Source organism: uncultured Bacteroides sp. (genome assembly GCF_937912035.1).
Taxonomy (GTDB): Bacteria; Bacteroidota; Bacteroidia; order Bacteroidales; family Bacteroidaceae; genus Phocaeicola.
Map to the genome: position 1 here is coordinate 480970 of NZ_CALDPF010000031.1, position 26097 is coordinate 507066.

Here is a 26097-nt window from a genome sequence, read left to right on the forward strand (position 1 = left end):
ATTAAATTAAGATTCCAGAATCTTGCTATATATCACATTATTCTATCACAAGCCATGTATGTCCATTGGCAGGAATCTTCACTGTTACATCTACTGTATAGTCACGGTTGATTCGGTAAGTCTTGGATTTTCCTCCCTCAACGCTTATCTTAGTCTTATCATCCAAACCTGTATAATACATAGGAAGCTTTATTTTCCTTTCAATATCACTTCCTGTTGGATTGAAGAACATGGCAAGACCCTTTTCATCGAGTTCAGGATTTACGTGGACAAATCCGTCCCAATCCTTTCCGTCAGGTTTACGCAAATGAATCATATCGCTGTTCAGGATTTCCCTATAGCGCTTATACCACGATATAACCTTCTGTACACAAGCCTTAGTCTCGTCCGTATCATAAAGTCTTGGTCCGCGATAGCATGCCTGAATTCCGGCACCGTAATTGCCCATCATTATCTGATAATATGTTTCAAGATGTTCGTTCAACGGTTCGAGTGTTGCAGCTGCTCCACCTCCGTGATATTCCACCAACGGAACGAATGACCAGCATGAAGATGCCATACGGTCGTATGTATTTGAGTAGTTTACCTGACGGCTGTGTATCAGCTGACGGTCTCTAGGCAATGACCAGTTAACCTCACGGTACCCTATACTTGTCTTGGTAGAGCCGTTTAGGAAATAGAAATCAGGAACATTCAGGGAAATGCCTTTAGCAAGACACCAGTGATACAGATCACGGATTCTTTCAAACTGCTTCCATTGTGAATCATTAAGGCCTTTATGGTAAGCGTGTTTGGTAGAAGCACACACATCACCTGGATAAGAACCGTCATGCTCAAAGAGCGTAAGTCCTGTCTTCTCGTAGAAATTCCTGATCTTTGCCAGATAATCTACTCCCCACTGGCTACACAGACATGGTGAAGAACCGAATGTAGCACCTCCACGTTTTCCTGTAGCTGGATTTATCACATCCACTTCATCACTAATCCATCTGCTGGCAAGAAGAGAATAACCGCCCATCTCGATTCCCCTGCTCTTTGCATAGTCAACAAGAGATTTTATATAGGCAATATGTTTCTCGTCTGTTGTTTCTGCATTCATTCCAGAACCGAATGAAAGAATAATCATTTCATATCCGGTTTCAACACACTGGTCTACAGCACGTTTCACTATTTTCTCATCTATTGTGGTAAGATGCATGAAAATAGGATTCTCTGTTGTCCATGGAGCTATAGTACGATAGAACCTGCGTAGGAAAAGACCTTTGCGTTCACGGTCGTATGTATCAATAGGCATCTCGTATACCTTATATGAAGAGAAAGGAGCATCCTTTGTTATCTCCACATCAGGACCAATTTCATTATATACATCCAATGTACACAAAGTGTTCAGTCCGTAGTTACACTGTGAAGTATACTCCTTGTCGGTAGTCCAATGTTCAGTCCTATCACCTGTATATTCCCAGAAAGTACCTCCCATAGTGTAGTCACTCTCTATATGGATATTAGGAAGATAGCGTCTGGACATATCTCCCTCTGTAGATTCCGGTTCTGCAAAGAACAAGTGTTCAAGCTTGAAGGAATCCAGATTTATAGGTTCATCACTTTCATTAAAAATCTCCATGTGTTTTCTTATTACAGGCACATGGTCATAGATGTCAAAATGAAGCTTTACTTTAAGATTTGAAACATCTCCTGTTCCACGCATGGTAAATGTAAGGGATTTACCGGTAGGAAGTTCCTTGTTCAGTGCCCAACGGCTTCTGGCCCAGGCCAAAGAATGTATGGAATCTGAAATCTCAAAATCCTCAACAATGAAAGAACGGTCTGCAACAGTCATTTCATCTATCCATTCAAGCTTGAGATATCCGCGTTCAGGCTGTCCTTCCAAACCACCAAGAGACCATTTTTCTCCGTTAATAGTAAGTTCTCCCTCGCTGCTGACTGCCCTGAGCATATTCTCACCTGACATATGATTTACAATGTCAACTGTAGCAAGATTAGGCGTAATTCTGAAGACTCTGGATGTCAGTCCATTGGTAATTACAATAGATTTGCCATCAGCTCCTGCCATTACTTCAGCCTTGTAACTATCCGGAGACACCAGCCAGTCTATATCACTGCGCTCCATAGAAGGATAATCAGAAACAGGAAGCTTGCTTATTTTGGAAGACATTCTGTCCCAGTCTTCTTTAGAAACCCCTTCGCCTTCAGTGGTAGATTCTGTACTGATTGCTGGAGCTTGGAAGTTGTCATAATCAATATTTACGTCAGACCACACAGCAAAGTCACCGCTACAACCGTCTCCTCCATCATCAACCTTCAGTTCAAGCTTCTTGACCTTTGATATGTTTACATCAAACGCTTCCATTTTCTCGCCCGAACTCATTTTACGTGAATACAGTTCCTTGCCGTCACCTAAAATCCTGAAAACTACTGTTCCTTTCTTAAATGTTCTGTCAGCATCTTCAACCCCTGCAAAGTACTTCCTGTCTCCTACCTTTCTATAGAAGACACGTGTTCCGTCCGGTTGTGGTGAAGAGGATATGTCTGCCGATGTATAGTCAAGTTTTGAGTCGGCAACACCTATACGGCCAGTTATATTCTTTCCAAAACCTTTCATGTTAACCTTTATAACACTTTCGGAATGAACTCCAACAGGATCTGTACATTTCTCCCCGGCTACAAAAGCCTCCTCCCCTGTCACAGACAGACCTACAACAGTGGTTCCATAAGTTTGTGAAGAGCGGGAAAGGTCAAGTCCCGAAAGTTTCTGCTGGGCATTAACTCCAATAGAGTAATACAATGATAATAGAAAAAAAAATCGTTTCGACAGATTCATATTAACAGATATTAATTAATTATTTTTTTATTATGCAATAATGAACTGAAAGAGTCTGGAAGCTATTATACACCTATAAACAAATAATCCACTCTATCTACATAACATTTTTTAATTACAAACTTGATAAACACGATATCAAAATTTATAATCACAATTAAGTATTATTCCCAAATTATTAACAACATACAATACATTATAAAATGATATTCATATTATAATAACAAGTGAATACAAATAAAATAAAACATTCCATTTTCCAATAGCACAAAAGCACCAAATAATTTCAATATACAACCATTCTATAAATAGTAAAATACACTATGCAGACATTTAAGAAGTAAATACCATAAGTAATAACAATAAAATCCTTCCACTTTACATATTCTAAAAAAAGAAAATCATAAAATAAAAAAGAGTCCAAGCTACTATACATGAAAAGATATTGAAATTAATTGAAAATATTATTACAATGACTCCTTATGACAAATATTACATTTGCAAATGAAAAACCACATATAGGACAAATTACACTATAATAATAATAAAATTCCATATAGGCTACATAAAACCATTATTAATATAAAAATTTATTTATGAAAAATGTACTCAAGAATTTGGATGTAAAACCACATATGGCTTTTACATCTATATTATTATTTTCAAATACATTTTTATTTGGAAATAATAATGCTACAAACATTAATTCTTCACCTACATCGTCTTTCGTTTTACAACAAGAAAACAAAACGGTAAAGGGAAAAGTAACAGACAAAAATGGAGAGCCACTAATTGGAGTAAATGTTATCATCAAAAACACCAATAATGGTACAGTGACGGACTTTGATGGAAATTTTGAAATTAGCGTATCTGATAACTCTGTTCTGGAATTCTCATACATCGGATATTTGTCTCAGACATTAAAAGTGAATAATAGACAAAACAATATTTCCATAACAATGATGGAAGACACCAAACTTCTTGAAGAAGTTGTTGTTGTTGGATATCAATCAAAGGAAAGAAAAAACCTTACTGGTTCTGTAGCTACAATTGACTCAAAATACCTTGAAAACAGACCTGCTGCCAGAGGAACCGACCTGCTTCAGGGTGTTTCACCAGGCCTTATCGTCAGTCGCAGTAATCCAGGAAGAGTTGGAGGAGGAAGTGTGGGTATTGAGATACAAGGTGTTTCGACACGTACAGGTGGAGATATACTAGTTGTTATTGACGGAATTCCTCAACCATTGGGCTCAATAGATGCTATCAATAGTATCAATCCAAATGATATTGAAAGCATAAATGTTCTGAAAGATGGTGAAGCCGTTGTTTATGGTTCAAGAGCTTCATCAGGAGTAATTGTCATCACAACCAAGTCAGGAAAAAAGAATAAAGTAGAAGCATCATATACTGCCTCATTCAAAACTCCATCTATACATACTGAAAAAGCCAATGTTATTGATACATATCTATTGATGGATAAAGCTTGGAGCATGAGCGGTATAGACAATGTACTAGGATACAAAAATGTTATAAACTATATCAAAGATAATAATTTAACATACAATGATATAAAGAATAATGACTACAAACATGTAGTATCCGGAACAGCACCGTTCCCTGACACACCATTCCTAGTATTTTCTGACTATGATTGGTTTGACATAATGTATGGAACCGGTATTACACATAATTACGATGTATCAGCCTCTGGTTCTACAGATAAAGCATCATACTATACATCAATTGGTTTTATTGATGAGGGTTCTATGCTCAATTATGGAAACAATTCAAACAAGACTGCATTTGCTCGTCTAAAATTGGATTATCACTTTAACAAATGGATTTCAGTAGGTACGAACATAAATATACGCTACCAGAATCTGGTAGAACCAATTGATATAGGTGGCTTGGAATCAGCCATTGCAAACAGACCAACTTGGGATGTTCCATACACGCCAGAGGGTAGATACTGTGTATGGGGAAGTATGCCGAATCCTATAGCACACGCAAAAGAAAGAGGAGAAAACCGTCAGCAAAGATATATGTTATCTGCACAATTTTATGCGGATATTACTCCGATTGAGAATCTAAAAATTCGTGCTGTCGGTATGAAAAGTTATGACGGAATTAAAGCGCGTGCATTGCAGAAATGGTATGATTCTTATTATTGGGATGAAAGTTATGCTTTCCCTTCAATGACGAACAGAGATGCAGATACATACTCATATTACGGTAACAATTTTGACCAATCTCTAAATCTTACATTTTCTGCTGATTATAGAAAAACGTTCATGAGAGACCACGCTATACGTGCTTTTGCAGCATTCACACATGAGGAATTCCAATATGATCATGCCGTAGCACAAGCACGTGACCTGGCCAACTCTACTTTATATACCCTTAACTTCGGAAATCCCTTAAAGAATCTGGCGTCCGATACACAAACAGAAAACACATTACAAGGTATACTTGCTAATGCTGGGTATACATATAAAGACAAGTATACTGTAGAAGGTTATTTCAGACGTGATGGCAGTTCAAGATTTGCTAAAGGATACCAGTGGAGCAACTTCTTTGGGGCCGGTGCTGCATATACCGTAACAAACGAGAACTTTATAAAGAAACTTGGAATAAATGATTATCTGAATTATTTGAAAATACGCTTCAACTATGGAGAACTTGGAAATCAAGCCGGATTAGGAAATTATGACTTTGTACAAGGTATAGGCATATCTACTTCTAACATATTATTTGGAACTCCATCTTCAGTAACAAAACAGCAGATAGCTACATTATCAGGATTTCCTTCCAATACGAGAACATGGCAGATTTCAAAGAAAATGAATATCGGTCTTGATATGAACTTGTTTAAAGACAGACTAAACATTGTATACAACTATTATATTACAAATACAAACAATGCATTCTATACACAAGAATACCCTAGTCTGCTTGGAACAACTGCTCCTAATATAAACGGAGCCCACATTCGTGTAAAAGGATGGGATTTGGGAGTAACATGGAGAGATCAGCTAAAAAACGGCTTTAATTATAGTGTTTCATTGGGTTTAAGTGACTCCAATACTAAAGCCATTAAATTACCTGACAATGTTATACCTAGCTTAAACAGCGGTTCATGGGTTGAAGGTTATCCATTAGGAGCACAGTTTGGTCTAGTATATGACGGAATAATGCAGAATCAGGACGAAGTAAATGCTTATTATGATCAGATTAAAGGTGGAATAACAAATCGTCTTGCTCCTGGAGATGTGAAATTTAAGGATCTTGATGGAGATGGAATTATTGAAAGTACATTGTATCAGACAGACGAAAACGGAAAGCCTCTACCTTCATCAGGTGATATGGTATATCTTGGAGACACCAGACAACACTACCAATACTATATAAATCTGTCTGCAGGATATAAAGGATTTGAATTCAGTGCAATACTTAATGGTGTAGGCAAATGGAACGTAGTACAAAATGACAGAGTAAATTTCGGACTTCCATGGATTCAGTTGTTAGAGCATGCTGTCTCAGACCCTGGATGGACTCCTGAAAACCCTGTAGAGTTTCCAAGACTATATGTAACAGATGCTACATTTGACAATTCTGTTAACAGTAATAACTTTACACCTTCTACAGCTCCATTCTCTTTTGTCAATGTACCATGGTTGGCTATAAAGAACATACAACTATCTTATACCCTACCTCAAACATGGGTTGATAAGATTCACCTCAGCAAAGTCAAGATATTTGCCAATGCAACAGACCTTGGATATATTATAAATAAAATGCCTAAAAGCTATAGCCCTGAACAGCCATACAACTCTGCCATAGCACCTTATGCTAGAACATTCTCTGTTGGATTAAATGTCGGATTTTAATACATAAACAAACATGAAACCATATAAACTATTTTACATAATTAGCCTTATAACATTAAGTGCATGCGAATCAGACTTGAATCTACTTCCTAAAGATTCATTAACATCTGATGTATACTTTAAAACTGAAAAAGATTTTCAGCTTTACGCCAATGGGTTATATCAACAATTGCCTGATTTCGGTGAAAACAGTAACGATAACATGACAGATTTGTACTATGCTGGGGGACCGAACTCAGTAAGTAACAGTACGTATATTGAATCTCAAAATGACGGAACATGGAATACATGTTATTCAAATATAAGGAACTGTCTTGTTTTACTAGAAGAAGAAGCAAAATTGGAAGAAGGAGACTTAAAAAATAGTGTTCAGGTATATAAAGGTGAAGCGCACTTCTTTTTAGCAATGAACTACTACAATCTATTGCGCTATTTCGGTGGTGTTCCATTGATAGATCATACCCTGACATTAACAGACCCTGATTTGTACAAGCCAAGAGCTTCAAGAGAAGATATAGTAAATTTTATTATTGACAACCTTGATAAAGCTATAAATGCTCCTGTAGGAACACTTACATCATCCGATCAGGAAGGACGTATAACCATTACTGCAGTACGTGCATTTAAGGCAAGAGTAGCACTGTTCGAAGGTACTTGGAGAAAATTCCACGAACTAGGAGGCGAACAAGAAATGTTCGATATTGCCATAGAGGAATCAAGCAAGGTATTGGAAGATCCTAACTATTATCTTTTTGACGAAAGAGAAATTCTTGGAGACATGAGTTACTTCTACATGTTTATACTGGAAAGTGATGAAAAATCAAATCCTGCCGGCATAAAGAAAGAATCAAATCATGCTTATATATTAACAAGAAAACATAACAAGCTGGATTCCCCTACAGGATATATAGCTGTAACAAACGGGAATCTATCTCCTACACTAAAATTAATGGATATGTTTCTGGATACTAAAGGATTGCCTATAACTCATCCTGAAACTAATTTTAAAGGACATGGTTTCCAGATTGATCCAGTAACAAAAGAAGCCATCAATATCGAGTTCCAAAACAGAGATCCAAGAATGTCTTGTAACCTGATTGAACCATTTACTCAATTCTGGTACCATTCTCCATACCATAGAAACTATGACTGGACAGACGAAGAATTAGTAAATACCGGAGCATGGAACGATGGTTTTTGGACAAGTGGTACAGGATATCTGCTTGGTAAATACATTCCAGAAATAGAAGGAGCTGTAGGTATAGATTATCCGGTGATTCGTCTGGAAGAGGTTATGTTAATATATGCTGAAGCTTTATTCGAAAGAGATGGAAGTATATCAGACGAGGATCTTAACAAGTCAATAAACAAATTACGTGACCGTGTTGGTATGCCACATCTGACAAATAACTTCTGCTCGCAGTATGGACTGGATATGCGTACGGAAATACGTAGAGAAAGAACTATCGAACTCATGGCTGAAGGATTCAGATATGACGACATCAGAAGATGGGCTGTAGGAGAAACCGAAATGAACCAAGATATGAAAGGTATATTATGGACTAATTCCCCTATCAGTACACCTGGAGGATTCGAAGTATATAATGAAAAAGAAGATAAAATAGTAAAAACAGACTTCAGCAACAGAGTATATACAGTAGATGAGAATGGCTTTATCATTCTAGAACCGGCTTCATCAAGAAAATTCTCTTCCAAACACTATCTAAGACCTTTGCCATTACGTCAGATTGCTTTAAGTAATGGAACTCTGGAACAGAATCCTGGTTGGGTCAGTCAATAATATATTTTCATAACCAAGAGCATTAATAGTTGATTCCCCTTATTCATTCTAAATTATAATTGGATAAGGGGAATTTATTGTTTTACACAATGAAAACAATATATACCATGTTTCATTTAAAATAGGTTCTTATGCATCGTATCATTTATTATCTTACTTTTCTTTTTACTATAATATATCCTGTAGTAGTAAATGCCTCAATACCCCAGAAACAGATAGTCCTAAGTTGGAAAGCACAGGGAATCCTATCAGGCAAAAAAATATTGTATATAGAGCGTAAACAATATCCAGGCGATCATCATAATACGGAAACACTGTTTATGGCTGGTGAGTTTAATGAAAACAGTTTTAGTGGTGGAAGTGCAATGAGAGTATTTGATGTAGATACAAGAAAATCTTATACTTTACTTGAATGTACTGATGGAGTTATACGGGATCCTGAAATCTCATATGACGGCAAGAAAGTTCTATTTTCAATGAGAAGGAATGTAAAAGACTCATATCATATATATGAGATGAATCTGGATGGAACTGAACTAATCCAATTGACAAAGGCTGAAAACGTTTCAGATATTGACCCGGCATATTTACCTGATGGTGGTATCGTATTTTCGTCTACACGTCAGCCCAAATATTGTATGTGCAATTTGATTATCCAGGCTAATCTATTTAGAATGAACGGTGATGGCTCTAATATTACCCAAATTGGTGTAAATACTCTTTTTGAGGGTCATGCATCTATTCTTAATGATGGACGTATATTATACGATCGATGGGAATATGTGGACAGAAATTTCGGAGATGCCCAAGGGTTATGGACTGTTAATCCTGATGGAACTAAACATTCTATTTATTATGGCAATAATACGGCTTGTCCAGGTGGAGTTATAGATGGACGTCAGATTCCTGGAACTGACTTAGTTGTCTGCATTTTCGCCCCTTGTCATGAAAGGCCATGGGGAGCAATGACTATAATAGACCACAATAAAGGTGTAGATGGACGCAATGCTGTTACACGTATTTGGCCCGAAGAAGCTTTAGATTGGGTTGATAATGGAGATTTAGACACATTCAAACAACTAAACCGTTTCTTTGAGGACCCTTTCCCAATTGACAAAGAAAACTTTTTGGTATCAAGAACTATTTGGTTTAAACCAGGAGGATGGTTCATTGCTGACTCAAAACAGGGCATATATCTGGTTGGATATGATGGTACAGAAGAGTTATTGATTGAAGGGAACGAGAGTTTATTTGATCCTCAAATCATACAACCTAGACCAAAGCCAAACATTATACCATTTATGCGTAATTATAAAGATTCTTTTGGCCAGTTTTACGTTGAAAATGTATATGTGGGAACTCACATGCAAGGTGTAAAAAAAGGAGCTGTAAAATGGTTGCGTGTTGTTGAATCACCAGAAAAAAGGACATGGAGCAAAAGTGCCTGGAGTGGTCAAGGAGCACAATATCCAGGTATGAATTGGCACAGCTTTGAAAACAAACAAATATTGGGAGAAGTTCCAGTGGAAGAAGACGGTTCTGTAAGTTTTTATGTTCCTGCTAAAAGACATGTATATTTTCAACTGTTGGATAAGGATAAGAAAATGATCCAGTCAATGAGAAGTGGGGTTTCATTAATGCCAGGAGAGATAAACGGTTGTATTGGATGCCATGAGGATAGACTTAGTATTCCAACTCCATCCCCAAGGCGTCCTACCGCCCTAAATAAAAAACCAGCCGAACTATCAAAATGGATGGATAAGGAACCTTTTAAGTTTTCATTTATGGAGCACGTACAACCTATATTTGATAAACATTGTGTTAAATGCCATGACTTTGACTTAGAAAACCGTAAAAAGCTTGTCCTTGCTGGAGATATGACTCCTTTTTTCAATACTGCATATACTAATTTATATGTAAATAAAATTATCAGCCTTGTAGGTGGAGGTCCAGCTGATATACAGCAAGCATACTCCTGGGGAAGCCATACCAGCAAATTGACAAAGATTATAGACAATGGCCATAAAGGAGTAAAACTGACTCCTAAAGAAAAAGAAATAATTTATACATGGATGGATTTAAATGGTGTATATTATCCTGTATATGAATCTGCCTTTTTTGAGACTTTGTCCGGAAGATGTCCTTTATATGATAACGAAATTCAGCGATTAGCAGAGCTTACTGGAATAGACTTGTATAGTTTGCGAGATTGCCAACGATCATTACAAGCACAAGTAAGCTTTGACCGTCCTGATCAAAGTATTATATTGGATGGAGTAAGGAAGGATAAGGGTAAATATAATGAGGCTCTACAGATTATAAAACTTGGACAAAAACGTTTGAAAGAAACTCCTAGAGGTGATATAGAAAATGAGCTCGTACCATGTATACAACATAAAGAACAACTTAAAAGATACATAGAGCGAGTCTCAAAAAATGAAGAATTTGATGATGCAATCAACTCAAACAGAAAATTATATGACGTAGAATAAATCATGGAGGATGTAACTTCCAAACAATTTATATAAAAGTCTGTATTTTCAAAATATAATAAGCCAACTAATTCTCAACTCCAAAGCATTAAGAATTAGATGGCTTTTACTTTAACATGACTACATGTAATAACTCATACTCAATTATTATCTGAAGTTTTCTTTTGAGCTATATAATCTTTCGGCGACATTCCATAATGCTGAATAAAGCAGCGTGTGAAGTAGCTAGGGCTAGAAAAACCAAATTCATATGCTACATCAGATATACGAACATTATCAACTTTAAGTAACACCGTCGCTGCATGTTCTATTCTGGCAATACGTATATAATCGTTAGGAGAAACATTCAATAAGGCTTTCATCTTTCTGAAGAAAGTTGTCTGACTCATCCCCAATTGTTCGCATAAGAACGTTATATTCAGTTTATCACTTGATATATTTTCTTCTACCAGTTTCTGGAACTTATCAACCAACATGCTATCTGACTTATTAACAAGTTCATCAATCTTAACTGATACCTGCGATGAAAAATGTTTCTCTGCGTCTTTACGTTTTTTATCAATAATAAGATCAATCCTTGCCAACAAATACCTCATAGAGAAAGGTTTCTCAATATATTCCTCTGCGCCCGCCATATATCCTTCCAATCTTGCTTCCACGGTATTCTTTGCAGTCAGCATTACTACCGGTATACCACACAGTTCAATCCTGTTCTTTATAACCCTACATAACTCGCACCCATCCATCCTTGGCATCATCACATCAGTTATTACTACCGATACAGGATATTTCTCTATAATTCCCATTGCAGAAATACCATTTGAGGCAACAAATACATTATACTTTTCTGACAATGTTTTTTTTAGGAAGTTACGTAATTCTGGTTCATCTTCAACTACCAAAATATTTACTTTAGATTCATCCGATGTTTCTGCAAGAATCAAATCATTATCTTCTTCATCCGTTACTGACTCGATAGAAAATACCATTTGTTGCTTTAAAGGCAATGTCAAACGAAAATTTGTATAATCCATATCATCAATCAATTCCAAACTACCATTATGCATCTCGGCTAACGAACGGCAAAAAGCTAATCCAATACCTGTACCAGTCTTACTTTCAGCGTTAGCAGTTCTATAAAACATATTGAAAACCTTTGCCCTATCACTTTTATCTATTATAACACCGTCATTACGTACTGATAAATAGAAATTATCCCCATCAATACCTAGCTCTATTTTAATTATATGGCTGGAATACTTAACAGCATTATTAAGCATATTACTTACTATCTTAGTAAAAGCCTCTCTATCTATTGGAGCCTCAATAGCTATATTATCTAAATTGTCTTCACAATCCAAATTGTTTTCTTTTATTTGAGCAGAAAATCTATAGAGAATACCTTTTAATAAATCAGACAAATTGGTTTTCACAAAATTCAACTGCAACTGTTCCGATTCCATCTTACGAAAATCCAGCAATTGTGTACATAGATTTTGAAGACGATCCACATTTTTCTCAACCAATAGAAGATTCTCACTTCTATTCAAAGAAAGTTCTTTGTCCAAAGGAGCCTTTATCAGTGTTAGAGGAGTACGAATCTCATGAACTATCGTAGTGAAGAAATTAATTTTGGTTTTATATATTTCCTTTTCTGTAGCATCTTTAATTTCCTTTATATGTTCCTTCTGTTTACTATTAATACGTTCATGCCATTTATGAAGAGAGAAAATAAAAATTGCAAATGCAACCACCATATATATTGTTTTAGCCCACCACGAAAGATAGAAAGGGGGGATAATTTCAATATTATATGAAATTTCATTATCTACCCACTCACCATTATAATCTGTTGTCTGAAAACGTACTTTATATTTTCCAGGTAAGAGACTGGGATATGTAAAACTTGCATTACCATTCTGTACATGCCAGCCTCTGTCAATCGGGTCTAAACGATAACGATAGCGCAATGCCCCAGGAGCTGTATATGTAAGAGAACTAAAATCAAAAGACAAAGTATTCTCCGTATAATTAATATCATATACACCTTCATCGGCATTATATATGGTGCGTTCCATGTTCACTCCCATACACATAAGTTTCGACAATTGAGGTTTTGGCACTATATTACTTGGGAGAAACAATGTGGGATCAAAACATGTAAAACCATTTATTGTCCCAAAATGAATTATACCATTATCATCTTTAAAAGAGGAACTGACATTAAACCTGTTTTCAGGCAATCCCTCCAAAGTTGTAAAAACATACGAAGCATGTGTTTTAGGATGATAACGAACCAACCCATAGGCTGTAGATATCCAAAAATATCCTTGGCCGTCTTCAACAATACGGTATGCAAAATTAGTTGACACACTTTGTTCTGAGATAACATGGTTAATAAAACAATTTCTTGATTCATCAAGACGAGATATACCCAAGGATGTTGCAACCCATATTTCATGGTTAGTGGTCTCCATTACAGACTGTATTGTGCCAGTATTCAGTGCATATTTAGTCAATTTATTGTCTGGAGATATGCATGCAAGTTCATTTGTACATACAGCCCATATATTACTCCTGCTATCCTGATATAGTTGACTACAAGGTCTTATTTCTTCATACAAATCACTAAAACGTTTGTTTTCCTTTTCATATACCTGGACACCTTTATCAGTTGCAATCCATATATCACCTGTATTTGTTTTCAATATAGAAAATACGAAATCAGACTTAAGATTACTCTTATTGTCATCTGATGAAAACGAATATACTACCTTCTTCTTCTTGATGTCGAACAGTTCTATACCATTGTCAAAACTTCCACACCAAAGAATACCATCATCGCAACATAGTCCATGGATATTATTGTTATTTAAGCCATTACCTTTTGAATAATTCTCAAATCTGTTTTCTGAATAAATAAAACGACTAACACCATAGTCTTCTGTTCCAATCCACAGATTACCTTCATTATCCTTACAAAATTCACGGATTACTGTTCCTTCCAAACCTGGATATTTTTTACTCGGCTTATAGCTATTAAATTTACATTGTACGTTTGGAACGTATGATAAACCTCTAAAGTAACTTCCACACCATACTCCTCCTTCCCTATCCTTGAAAAAAGAATATATTGCGTGGTCTTGAATTGCATAGATATCGTGAGGATCCTTTTCCCAATGATAAACCTTATCTTCATCAATATTATAAATATATATACCATTTTCTGTTCCAATCCAGAAAGTTGACGGATCATAACACATTATATCTCTAATGTAATTTTCCTTAATGATCTGCCTAAAACTATTCGAATTCACATCATATATCCACAATCCCTTTGATTTAGTTCCTACAAGTATAGTATTATCATTTACAGCATACAAATTATTTATATCACTTATAGTTGAAGGTATATCATATTTTATATATGCTATATTTCCTTCACCAATAGACATTCGAACAAGCTGTTTATCTTCAATGACTCCCCAGATATAATGATCAGACTGTGAGAATCCTATACTTACAGGCGCTTCAAGCAATGACATTCTCTCTGTTTTAACATCATATCTAGCAAATCTGTCATAGTAGTTAAACCAAAGATTACCAAGACTATCAATTAAAGGCATATTAAATGTTCGCTCATAAGATATAGGATTCCTGTATAAATCCCCAGACTTAAGATCATATATATATCCATTACTAATCCATAATTTATCTTTATCATAAACCATTACCCATGGGGTGTATATTTCAAGTATATCACGAAAATCCGGAAGAATTTCCGACAGTGCTATTACTTCATTTCCATCAAACCTATATACTCCTCTTCCTGTAGCCAGCCATATATACCCTCTCGAATCCTGGTCTATATTTAATATTGTAGTCTGAGGAAGATTTAACTCATCATAATAACAACGGAAAAATGTAGCACTATCTTTACCTGATAGCAAACATGGTAAAATAGATATTAAACACGTTAACAAAAATACTTTCATAGTTTTCATTTATTCATCAATTCTATATTCAAGTCAAAAGTAATAATCTCAATAATTATGAGCAAATCTACAATAAAATATATTTAATGTTTGGAAGAAAATAAATACATATTGGAAGAATAATGAAATTTTACAGATATTAAATTCCCATTTATCCATAATAAGGGAGTTTTTGAAAAGCATTTAAAAAAATATATAAACCTATTAGAAGAAAATATATAGACATTTGCATTATACTATATTTAAATTTTTATATCTATGGAATTAAACATTATTGAATTATTAATTGCATTTGCAGGGGGGATTTTTGGGGCTGCCATAGGCGCCTTCCCCGTTTGGGTATTATGTGGGTTGGCTGTACTGATTGGAGCTACAGTAAATCTTACTTCCGGTAATCCGGATTTCATGAATCTAGTTGCATGGGGCATCTTTCTTGGTCCTCATACATCATTTGCAGGTGGATGTGCAGCTGCAGCATTTGCAGCAAAGAAAAAACTAATAACAAATGGTAGAGACATATGTACTGCCCTTGTTGGTCTTAACAATCCTTCAGTACTGTTGGTTGGTGGTCTTTTTGGAATTCTAGGACATTTAATCTTGCTTATTATCAATCTAATTCCTAATTACAGTGATACAACATGGACAAATACTATAGCACTTGCCGTAATATTAAACATGTTTATTACTAGATTAGTATATGGAAATACAGGACTGTTAGGAAAGAAGGAAGGAAAAACAAACAGATGGATACCAACCAATGAACATTCGTGGGTAATATACCAATCAGATTCTCTTCAAATACTACTCTTAGCTATAGCTATAGGTTCCCCGGCTGCATATATGGCAATAATTCTACCAGGAAGCAGCGGACTCATATTTGGGTTTGCAACTGTTGCATACACTTTTATGATAATGGGTTACAAAATACCTGTTACACATCATATCGCACTCTCATCATCAATGGTCACTGCTACCACAGGAAATATTGCATGGGGAATAGCATTCGGCATTCTTGCTGCATATATAGGAGAGCTGTGTGCGGCAGCTTTCGTATATCATGGAGATACTCATATTGACCCACCTACCATGGCTTTAGTAATAACGTTTACTATATACCCGGCTTTGGAATATATAGGAGTATTCGAATACAATGGAATCTTTACATGGATAGTTCCTATTGTTGTTGCCACCGGAGGATTTGTTACATTAAATCAGCTTCGTAAAATTAAGGAATATTGAATTAGTAAATAACAGAAGTGCCATTTCCTCATACATTGACGATATGGCACTTCTGTTTTATATAGCTATATTAGTTATAAGATCTAATTATTGCATATCCTTCCATTTCTACAAGCAAATTGTCTCTACAAATATCTGCATTTACATATATCACCTTTATTGAAGGATATGAAGATTCTATATATTGTTTAACAAGTCTTATATCATTTGAACGCTTTACATATACTCTTAATGATTTCAATTCTGCATGCCCTTGAATATTGTATTCTTTCAAAGTTGCATCTGAAAGCAATATCCTAATATTATCCAATGTTAGTTCTGCCTGCTTTCCTGCATCCGTTTCGATTGTCATCTCACCTCGAATGGCAGCAGTTCCTGATATATATATCCACCCATCCGAATGAAATGATACAGAACGTGCTCTCTCAAACTTTGGAGTTGTTTTTCCTTTACTACCTACAAGAACCTTGGATGAATATTCATAAGCAGCTCTCTGTATTGGGTTATCAACACGATGAGAATACATTTTTGAGCCAGAAAACGCATCTAGTTCTATCTGTATTCCACCTAATTGAGTACCTATACCTGTAGCCGCTGGATAGCCATAATCAATAAAGGAATCTCCATAAGTCCTGCTCCTCACATCATTAAACTCCTGATATCTCTGTCTTCCGGAAACTTCTTCTCCTGTGATATGCTCTATATAGTTCCACTGACGAACAATATCGCTAATAGTAAAACCTTCACGTAACAGTATGCATGATATTTTTTCCATAACCATTTCGGACTGTTGACGTACAGATAAAGATAAGTCAGATTGAAATATTCCTGAAATAAACAACATGCGTTCATTTCCAATGCTTAACTTAACACAAGAAAACACATCATAAGTAGGATACTCCCAAACGACATCATCACAATTTTCAGCTACCTGAATCTCAACCCCCAAAGTTCCACCATCAAGCAATGGTTGAGCCAAATATGTATATGCAGGAATTGAATGTTGAAATTCGCGCTTCAACATCAAGGCTATACTACTGCGCTGCTTCTTGAATTTTTCAGTATCTGTAGGAGAACCAAAGAATACAAGACGTACTACATTTTTCATATCAGATGCATAACGGAGCAAATCTGCCAGCGCTATATCAAACTCCTTCTCTGAAGAGCATTTATAATAACAAGATAGAAACATAAATATTATTTTTTAATGCTAAAATACCATCATTTTAATTATTCAACGAAAAGAATCCTTTCAAAATAATGAAATATTCTTCTATTATATCTAAAATATATAATAAAAGTATTTTAAATCGCATCTCATTTTAGAATGGGAGTTTTTTAAAAGCTTTTAAAAGGAAAATGAAAATACTATAAAGGAAAAAAGACGTTATTTGCAAAAAAAATACTGATATATGAAAACAAACAAAATTCCAACTCTAATCATAGCATCCCTATCGATATTGTCTGGGGGGGCTACTACACAGGCCCAGTTGCCAAAGAAAGATATCTTTCTATCAGAGAAAGCAAGAAATGTCTTGGCCGGTAAGCAGATTATATACATCGAACGCGAGCAGTTTGCACCGGACCATCATAACACTGCAACGTTATTCCAGTATGGAGAAATCAATGAAAACAGTTTCGCTCCAGGAGGAGCCATGAGAATTTTTGACGTGGACAGCCGAAAATCTAGAACACTGATTGAAATAACAGACGGTGTTGTACGTGACCCGGAAATTTCTTTCGACGGGAAAAAGATTATATTCTCCATGAGAAAATCGAAGGAGGACTTCTATCACATCTACGAAATGAATGTAGACGGGACAGGACTGAAACAACTTACATATGCAGAAGGTGTATCGGACATAGACCCTCTATATCTGCCTGATGGTGGTATTGTATTTACTTCTACACGCCAGCCTAAATATTGTATGTGCAACAGACATATTATGGGAAACCTGTTCAGGATGAACGGTGACGGTTCCAACATTACCCAGATTGGTGTAAGTACCCTCTTTGAAGGACATTCCTCGCTATTGAGTGATGGAAGAATATTATACGACCGCTGGGAGTATGTAGACAGGAACTTTGGAGATGCACAGGGGTTATGGACAGTTAATCCAGACGGGACAAAACATTCTATATATTACGGAAACAATACCGCCAGCCCGGGTGGTGTACTGGAAGGACGCCAAATACCAGGAACTGATCTGGTTGTATGTACATTCAGTTCATGTCATGACAGACCTTGGGGAGCTATTGCTGTCATAGATAGAAAGAAAGGTGTAGACGGACGTGACGCCGTGGTTAAAATATGGCCTAAAGAGTGTATAAACATTGTAGGAAACGGTGACTTGGATTCATTTAAATGGATTAGCAATTTCTACGAGGATCCATTCCCTATAAATGAAGACTACTTCCTGACATCACGTACTATATGGTTCAAACGTGGTTCATGGAATATAGATGATTCAAAGCAGGGAATATATCTGCTGGGAATGGATGGTACAGAGGAACTGCTGATAGAAGGCGACAAGAGCCTGTATGACCCACAGATAATCCAGCCTAAGGAAAAGCCGTTGATACTCCCTTCTATGAGAAACTTCAAAGACAAGACAGGACGCTTCTATGTGGAAAATGTATATGAAGGTACTCACATGGAAGGAGTTAAAAAAGGAGAAGCCAAATGGCTGCGTGTCGTTGAATCACCGGAGAAAAGGACATGGACAAAACAGGGCTGGTTCGGGCAAGGAGAACAGGCTCCTGGCATGAATTGGCACAGTTTCGAAAACAAACAAATCCTGGGGGAAGTGCCTATTGAGGAGGATGGTTCTGCCAGCTTTATTGTACCTGCCGGAAAGCATGTCTATTTCCAGGTTCTTGACAAGGACAAGAAAATGATTCAATCAATGCGAAGCGGGGTATCACTTATGCCGGGAGAGATAAACGGTTGTGTGGGCTGTCACGAAGACCGCTTAAGTATTCCTGCACCAATGCCTAAACGTCCGATAGCATTGAGCAAAAAACCTTCAGAACTGTCCAAATGGATGGGAAAGGAACCGTTCAAGTTCTCTTTCATGGAGCACGTACAACCGATACTTGACAAGCATTGTGTAAGTTGCCACGACTTCGACAACAATGACCGTAAAAAACTTGTCCTGGCTAAAGACATGAACCCATTCTTCAATGCCGCATACGTTAATCTGTATGTAAACAAGATTGTCAGCCTTGTGGGAGGAGGTCCTGCTGATATACAGCAAGCATATTCCTGGGGTAGCCATGCAAGCAAGCTGACAAAGATTATAGACAACGGGCATAAAGGCGTGAAGCTGAGTCCTAAGGAAAAAGAGACTTTATATACATGGATGGATCTGAATGGTGTTTATTATCCTGTATATGAATCTGCTTTCGACGATGCCCTTGCAGGCAGATGTCCGCTTACCAATCAGGAAGTAAACCAGCTTGCGGAACTTACAGGCATAAGCTTGTGGAATCTTAACAATTTCTCAAGAAACATGCAGGCACAGATTGCTTTCGACCGTCCTGAACTGAGCCCTATTCTTGACGGAATACGGAAAGACAAGGAAAAGTACAAAAAAGCACTGGCTATAATCAAGGAAGGAAAGAAGCGCCTTAAAGCCACTCCTCGCGGAGACATTGAGAGCAAGATTGTTCCGTGCGAAAGACATAAGGCAATGCTCAGAAAATATGCCGACAAGCTAGAGAAGAATGAAGAGGTAAACTCCTGCATCAATGAGGGCAAGAAAATATATGACAAAGACCAAATGTAATATAAATCAATATGAACAAGGTATTATATTCCAGCATATTCTCCGTAGTCCTAGCTTCAGGACTATGGAGCTTTACAGAGAAAGGGAACGGTCTGGAAGACGTAAGACCGCTATATATGAATGATGTCACACTGTTCAAGAACAATATCCTATCTTCAGAAAAGGGTACATCAAGTATATGCATATATTCTATCGACGGGAAAGAACGTATCAGACAGTGGAAGACAAATGAGCCACCTACAGGAGTAACGACTGACGGTAAAACCATCTATGCTACAACTGGTGGGGCAAGAGGAGGTGTAGTGATAATAAACCCGGAAGAAAATGATTCTGGTATATTCATCCCTACAGGACGAGGAGCATGCTCACCTGTATTAAGCAAGGACAAAAGCAAACTATACATCTGCAACCAGTTTCAGACTACAATATCTGAAATCAATCTTTCTACAGGTAAAGTAACAAGAGAAGTCAAAGTACTGAGAGAACCTAAAAGTGCAATAATAACAGAAGACGGAAAATTTCTTCTGGTAGCTAATTTCTTGCCTACCGGAAGAGCAAACCAGGATTATATTTCGGCCGCAGTGTCTGTCATTTCATTAGACAACTTTGAAAAGGTAAAAGATATACAGCTTGCAACAGGCAGTAATGCTATTAGAGGTATTGCTACGAGTAAAGACAACAAATATGCATTCGTAACCCATAATCTTGGAAGATTTCAGGTTCCAACAAGCCAGTTGCAACAGGGATGGATGAACACAAGTGCAATGAGCGTAATAGACATTCAGAAAATGGAATATGGTGGTTCTATTCTGTTGGATGAACCGGATAGAGGTGCCGCCGGAATATGGGGTATTGAGTGTACACCGGACAATATCGTAATAACACATAGTGGTACTCACGAAATAAGTATAATAGATTATAAGGCATTCGTAAAGAGATATGAAGAAGTGTCAGATAAGAGTACTTTATCATATGACCTAAGATTCCTTGTAGGTTTGCGTCAGAGGATTCATCTTATAGGAAACGGACCTAGAAACTTTCTAATGAAAGAAGGGTATGCATATATTCCAACCTATTTTTCAGACACTCTGAACATAGTTAATATAGGTACTCCTACTGAAATTACAACTGCTGCACTGGTAAACAACAGAACTGAAAGCAATATAGACAAAGGTGAGAAATATTTCAACGATGCAACATACTGCTTCCAGAATTGGCAAAGTTGTAACGGATGCCACCCTGGTGAAGGCCGTACAGATGGACTTAATTGGGATAATCTGAATGATGGTATAGGCAATCCCAAAAACTGTAAAAGTATGTTATATGCCCATAAAACAGCCCCAAGCATGATTTCCGGTATCAGAGAAAATGCAGAAATTGCTGTCAGAGCCGGATTTAAATATATACAGTTTCATGAGGTTCCGGAAGATATTGCTACATGTGTAGATGAATATCTTAAAAGTCTGGAGCCAGTTCCCAGCCCTTATCTGATTAACGGAGAATTATCTGAGAAAGCCAGGAAAGGTAAAGAGGTATTTAAGAAATACAATTGCGATTACTGTCACAGTGGAGAATATTTCACTGACAAAAGCATGCACGTGATAGGCAAGGATGTTGAGTTTGAGAAAGGATGGGATACTCCTACACTGAAGGAAGTATGGAGAACGGCTCCATATCTTTTCGACGGAAGGGCTGCAACTATGGAAGAAGTCTTCACTATACATAAACATGGGCTTGAGGGCAGTAAGATTTCAAAGAAAGAGATAGAAGAACTGGTAGAATATGTAAACTCTTTATAATATATATTACAATGAAATACAAAGCAATACCAATAGTAACATTGGCTCTGATGATATGCCTTATTCCTATCAGAGCACAAGATAAGCTATTATTGGCCGGTTCTTGCAATACGTCTATTATGATAGTAGACAAGACCAGCGGTTCAATAGAATGGCGACACACCATTGAGCCTTATGAGAAAGGTATAGAATGCAATAGTGTAGATATAACAGAAAAAGGGAATATACTATATTCATATAAAAAAGGGGCAAAACTTATAAATATAAACCATGAGACCATATGGGACTATCATGCCCCTGCTGGATGTGAGATACATAGTGCATCTGTATTACCGGATGGTGGATATCTATTGGCCATAAACGGAGTACCAACACGCATTGTTGAATTGGACAATGATGGAAAGGTAAGAGATTCCATAAATGTAAAAGAAGACCTGGGCAACAATAATGTCCATATGCAATGCAGACAGATACGTAAGGCTAGCAACGGGAACTATCTGGTCACTGTTCTTGGGGGAAAAGAGCTTTACGAGATTGATTCTGAAGGTAACACTGTTAGAAAATATGGTATTGGAGGCGGTGCATTCTCTGTTATGGAAACAGACAATGGCGATCTTGTAATACCTTTAGGTGATTCACACTGCATACAGCAAATATGCAGAAAAACCGGAGAAGAGAAGCTCCTTATAGGAAGAAAAGACCTTATGGGGTGCGTTTTACAGTTTGCTGGAGAAATAAGCAGGCTGGGAAATGGTCACCTGATAATAGCCAACTGGTCCGGACACGGTACTGATGACAATTCACCTCAAGTAATTGAATTTGACCTTTGTGGGAATGTATACTGGACTCTAAAAGGAGAAGAATATGGAAACATTTCCACATGTCGTCCACTTTATAAAAACATTTTAAGATGAAACAGGAAATCTTTAAAACAACAATATCTTTCCTAAGTTCATACAAGATTACCATTGCACTTATGATTGTTTATGGTATTTTGTTGGGGACAGCCACTTTCATTGAGAAATACTATGGTGTTGACATGGCAAAAAGTATCTATTACAGTCCTTTAATAGGTATAATATGGTTATTGATGATTGTAAACTGGATATTACTTATTATCAGAAACCATACATCTGTAAAAAGAAAATTCGGATACTATATGCTGCATGCATCATTTGTTTTCATATTAAGTGGTGCTATGTTCAGTCATTTCAAAGGTGTTGAAGGCTTGCTTCATGTAAGGGAAGGAGAACAGACAAACGAAATTATAACAAATCGGAATACAAAGATAAAGCTTCCTTTCCAGGTCTATCTGAACGACTTCCAGCTGGTGCGCTATCCTGGTTCGAACAGTCCACGCTCGTACAAGAGTATAGTTACCATATACGAGAAGAATTCGAATTCAAAAATGGAAGTGTATATGAACAAAGTTATATCTGTACAAGGTTACAGATTGTTCCAGACTGCATATGACGAGGATGAAGCAGGAACAATTCTTACCGTAAGTTATGACCCTATAGGTATGACTATAACATACATAGGCTATACAATACTACTACTTGGAATAATATTAATTCCTTTTCAAAGAGAGTCCAGGCTTCGTATTCTTTTGGGAAAGCTTAAGTTAATAAGTCTACTTCTGTTATTTCCCTTTTGCAGCATAGAGGCTCATTCATCCTGGAAAGACATACAGATTCAGAACCCAAACGGAAGAATAGAGCCTATGGACACTTACTGCAGGGCTCTCACAAGAAAGATACACCACAGCGAAAAAGTAAATAGTACGGAGGCTACAGAGTTTATCCTAGGGCTTATGGGCAACCCGGGATACTGGAACGACCAACCTATAATCTATCAGAGCAACAAGGAAATACAAAAAGATCTGGGCAAGGAAGGTAATTTCTTATGCTTTAATGATCTGTTCGACTCTGATGGCAACTATATCCTGAAAGATGAGATAACTAAGATATACAACACTCCTGTCAAACTACATGACAAAAGGCAGAAGGATTTGCTTAAGCTTGACGAGAAGCTCAATATTATGCTTTCAATAGAACAGGGACAGATGCTTCAGATATTTCCATTGCCTGGAGATGAACGGGAAAGATGGTTTTCTCCTGGTGATGACCTGTCGGCATTTTCTGGGGATGATTCCATGTTCGTAAGTCATATCATGCCATGGTACTTTACTGAACCAAGCCAGGAGATAGTAGACATGATATCAAAATACCAGAAAAAAAAGACAAATACAACACTACTTTCGGAAGCTCAAGTAAGTCTGGAAATTATATACAATAAGATAAGACCATTTTTTTATACTGCCATAATAAATCTGTCATGCGGTTTACTGCTTCTTCTATCAATATTCATAAAGCTAATACATAATAAGTCTTCATTAATCAGGACTGGATGCAGAATCTTTACCTATATAATAATCCTTTCTTTTATTATTCACACTTCAGGACTAATTATACGATGGTATATCAGCGGACAAGCCCCATGGAGCAATGCATATGAGTCGATGGTATATGCAGCATGGTGTACTTTGGGCGGAAGCATAATCTTCATGAAGCGCTCTCCTATCACACTGGCATTGGGTGCATTCTTCTCAGGAATAATTCTGCTGGTAAGTAACATGAACTGGATGGATCCTGTCATAACGCCTCTGGTTCCTGTTCTGCAATCATACTGGCTGATGATCCATGTGGCAGTTATAATGAGCGGATATGGTTTCCTGGCCATAGGTTTTCTCTTAGGACTTACAAACCTTGCCATAATGATTATTCCACGATACTCGGACATTATAGACAGACAATTAAAGGAAATCTCAATAATAAACGAGATATCCCTGATTTTAGGGCTGTGTCTTATGACAGCAGGAACATTCCTGGGAGCTATTTGGGCCAATGAAGCATGGGGCAGATATTGGGGTTGGGATCCAAAGGAAACTTGGGCACTAATAACAATCCTGATATATGTAGTGATAACGCACGCACGATTTATACCTAAACTGAATAACCCTTTCGCTCTCAGCGCGATGTCAGTATTTGGTTTTAGTACTGTATTGATGACATATCTGGGAGTTAACTATTTCTTAAGCGGAATGCACTCATACGGTAGTGGTAATGCTCCTTTCGAAATATATTTCTTTATTATCGTCTATATTATGCTATCAATTGTTTCTGTCCTAGCCTATCATTCATATAAAAGAAGATTAGTATTTAACTACAAGAAATAGAATAAATATATGATGACCTTTAAAAATAATATTATAGACACAAGTAACGGTAATTATACAAATATAATAGCCGGTCCGTGCAGTGCAGAAAACAGAGATCAGTTATTCAACACTGCAGAAGCATTGAAAAACATAGGTATCTGCAAAATAAGAGCAGGTCTATGGAAGCCTCGCTCAAGATTTGGAACATTTGAAGGAGTAGGATGCATAGGATTGCCATGGCTTAAAGAAATTCAATCCGGACTTGGAATGAAAGTCATGACTGAAGTAGCTTTGCCTTCTCATGTAGAAATGGCACTTAAATACGATATAGATATGCTATGGATAGGTGCCCGTACTACAGTCAACCCTTTTATGGTGACAGAACTGGCAGGAGCCTTAAAAGGAACAAAAATACCTGTCTATATAAAGAACCCCATGTGTCCGGATATTGAACTGTGGGCTGGATGCATAGAACGCATGATGCATGCAGATATCAAGAATCTGTTTCTGATACACAGAGGTTTCTGCCTATTGGACAATACTCCATACAGGAACTCACCTTTATGGGAATTGTCAGATAAAATCAGAGAAGAATTCCCTAATATCCCAATATACTGCGATCCAAGTCATATGGCAGGAAACAAAGAACTGATCCATGGAATCTGTTTAAAAGCTATAGAAAAAAAATATGATGGTATATTCATTGAAAGTCATATTTCACCAAAAGATGCACTTTCTGACGCACGACAACAAATCACACCAGCTGAACTGAAATTTCTTCTAGAAAATCTTGAAAACAATAATTTATAGCCTAATTATCGGTTATAATATTATAAGACAAGATAAAGAATTCTATATGTAGAAAAGGCTCAACCCTATTACAAACTAAATAGGATTGAGCCTATATTATTTTAATTGAGTAATAGATATATAATACAACTTCCAATTACAGAAACTAAAGAATAAAAAGAGCAGTATCATCATACATGATGATACTGCTCCTAATCATTAGAACAATTACAAATATAACAATTCTA

Annotated in this window: 12 protein-coding genes; 9 read left to right on the forward strand and 3 right to left on the reverse strand. The window is 36.8% G+C overall.

The genetic code is table 11. The annotated features are described in order from the left end of the window. Window positions 1-37: 37 nt before the first annotated feature. The gene (locus tag Q0486_RS07650) at window positions 38-2839 is read right to left on the reverse strand and encodes an NPCBM/NEW2 domain-containing protein (RefSeq protein ID WP_299231756.1); all 2802 of its coding nucleotides are present in this window, start codon (window positions 2837-2839) and stop codon (window positions 38-40) included. Between the two features lie 596 nt (window positions 2840-3435). On the opposite strand from Q0486_RS07650, the gene Q0486_RS07655 reads away from it, so the two are divergent. The 3 genes from Q0486_RS07655 (at window position 3436) to Q0486_RS07665 (ending at window position 11019) form a co-directional block, all read left to right on the forward strand. After that, window positions 3436-6726 carry a SusC/RagA family TonB-linked outer membrane protein gene (locus tag Q0486_RS07655; protein WP_299231758.1) on the forward strand — a complete coding sequence of 1097 codons (3291 nt, stop codon included), beginning with the start codon at window positions 3436-3438 and terminating at the stop codon, window positions 6724-6726. Window positions 6727-6739: 13 nt separating this feature from the next. Continuing rightward, window positions 6740-8527: a RagB/SusD family nutrient uptake outer membrane protein gene (locus Q0486_RS07660; protein ID WP_299231760.1), complete on the forward strand. Its 1788-nt coding sequence runs from the start codon at window positions 6740-6742 to the stop codon at window positions 8525-8527. A 131-nt stretch (window positions 8528-8658) separates the two neighbouring features. Further along, on the forward strand, window positions 8659-11019 hold the full coding sequence (locus tag Q0486_RS07665) for a hypothetical protein (protein ID WP_299231762.1): 2361 nt from the start codon (window positions 8659-8661) through the stop codon (window positions 11017-11019). A gap of 140 nt (window positions 11020-11159) precedes the next feature. Here the strand turns inward: Q0486_RS07665 and Q0486_RS07670 are convergent, their stop codons facing one another. Next, complete coding sequence (locus tag Q0486_RS07670) at window positions 11160-15014, reverse strand: response regulator (protein WP_299231764.1); 3855 nt, start codon at window positions 15012-15014, stop codon at window positions 11160-11162. Between the two features lie 258 nt (window positions 15015-15272). Here Q0486_RS07670 and Q0486_RS07675 point away from each other — a divergent pair, with 258 nt between their 5' ends. Beyond that, complete coding sequence (locus tag Q0486_RS07675) at window positions 15273-16253, forward strand: hypothetical protein (RefSeq protein ID WP_299231766.1); 981 nt, start codon at window positions 15273-15275, stop codon at window positions 16251-16253. Window positions 16254-16323: 70 nt separating this feature from the next. Here Q0486_RS07675 and Q0486_RS07680 read toward each other — a convergent pair whose 3' ends face one another. Then, a complete protein-coding gene (locus Q0486_RS07680) occupies window positions 16324-17445 on the reverse strand; it encodes a PTS cellobiose transporter subunit IIC (protein ID WP_299231768.1) in 1122 nt (373 codons plus the stop codon). A 220-nt stretch (window positions 17446-17665) separates the two neighbouring features. Between Q0486_RS07680 and Q0486_RS07685 the strand changes: the two genes are divergently transcribed. Genes Q0486_RS07685 through Q0486_RS07705 form a run of 5 tightly spaced genes read left to right on the forward strand, consistent with a single transcriptional unit; the run spans window position 17666 to window position 25870 of the window. Beyond that, window positions 17666-20041, forward strand: a complete 2376-nt coding sequence (locus tag Q0486_RS07685) for a hypothetical protein (RefSeq protein WP_299231770.1) — start codon at window positions 17666-17668, stop codon at window positions 20039-20041. Between the two features lie 11 nt (window positions 20042-20052). Further along, window positions 20053-21840 carry a YVTN family beta-propeller repeat-containing protein gene (locus tag Q0486_RS07690; protein ID WP_299231772.1) on the forward strand — a complete coding sequence of 596 codons (1788 nt, stop codon included), beginning with the start codon at window positions 20053-20055 and terminating at the stop codon, window positions 21838-21840. An 11-nt stretch (window positions 21841-21851) separates the two neighbouring features. Beyond that, a complete protein-coding gene (locus Q0486_RS07695; RefSeq protein WP_299231773.1) occupies window positions 21852-22754 on the forward strand; it encodes a hypothetical protein in 903 nt (300 codons plus the stop codon). After that, on the forward strand, window positions 22751-25078 hold the full coding sequence (gene ccsA / locus Q0486_RS07700) for a cytochrome c biogenesis protein CcsA (RefSeq protein WP_299231775.1): 2328 nt from the start codon (window positions 22751-22753) through the stop codon (window positions 25076-25078). Before Q0486_RS07695 ends, ccsA begins: the two co-directional genes overlap by 4 nt. A gap of 9 nt (window positions 25079-25087) precedes the next feature. Next, window positions 25088-25870, forward strand: coding sequence for a phospho-2-dehydro-3-deoxyheptonate aldolase (locus Q0486_RS07705; protein WP_299231777.1), 783 nt, complete (start codon window positions 25088-25090; stop codon window positions 25868-25870). The last annotated feature ends 227 nt before the right edge of the window (window positions 25871-26097 follow it).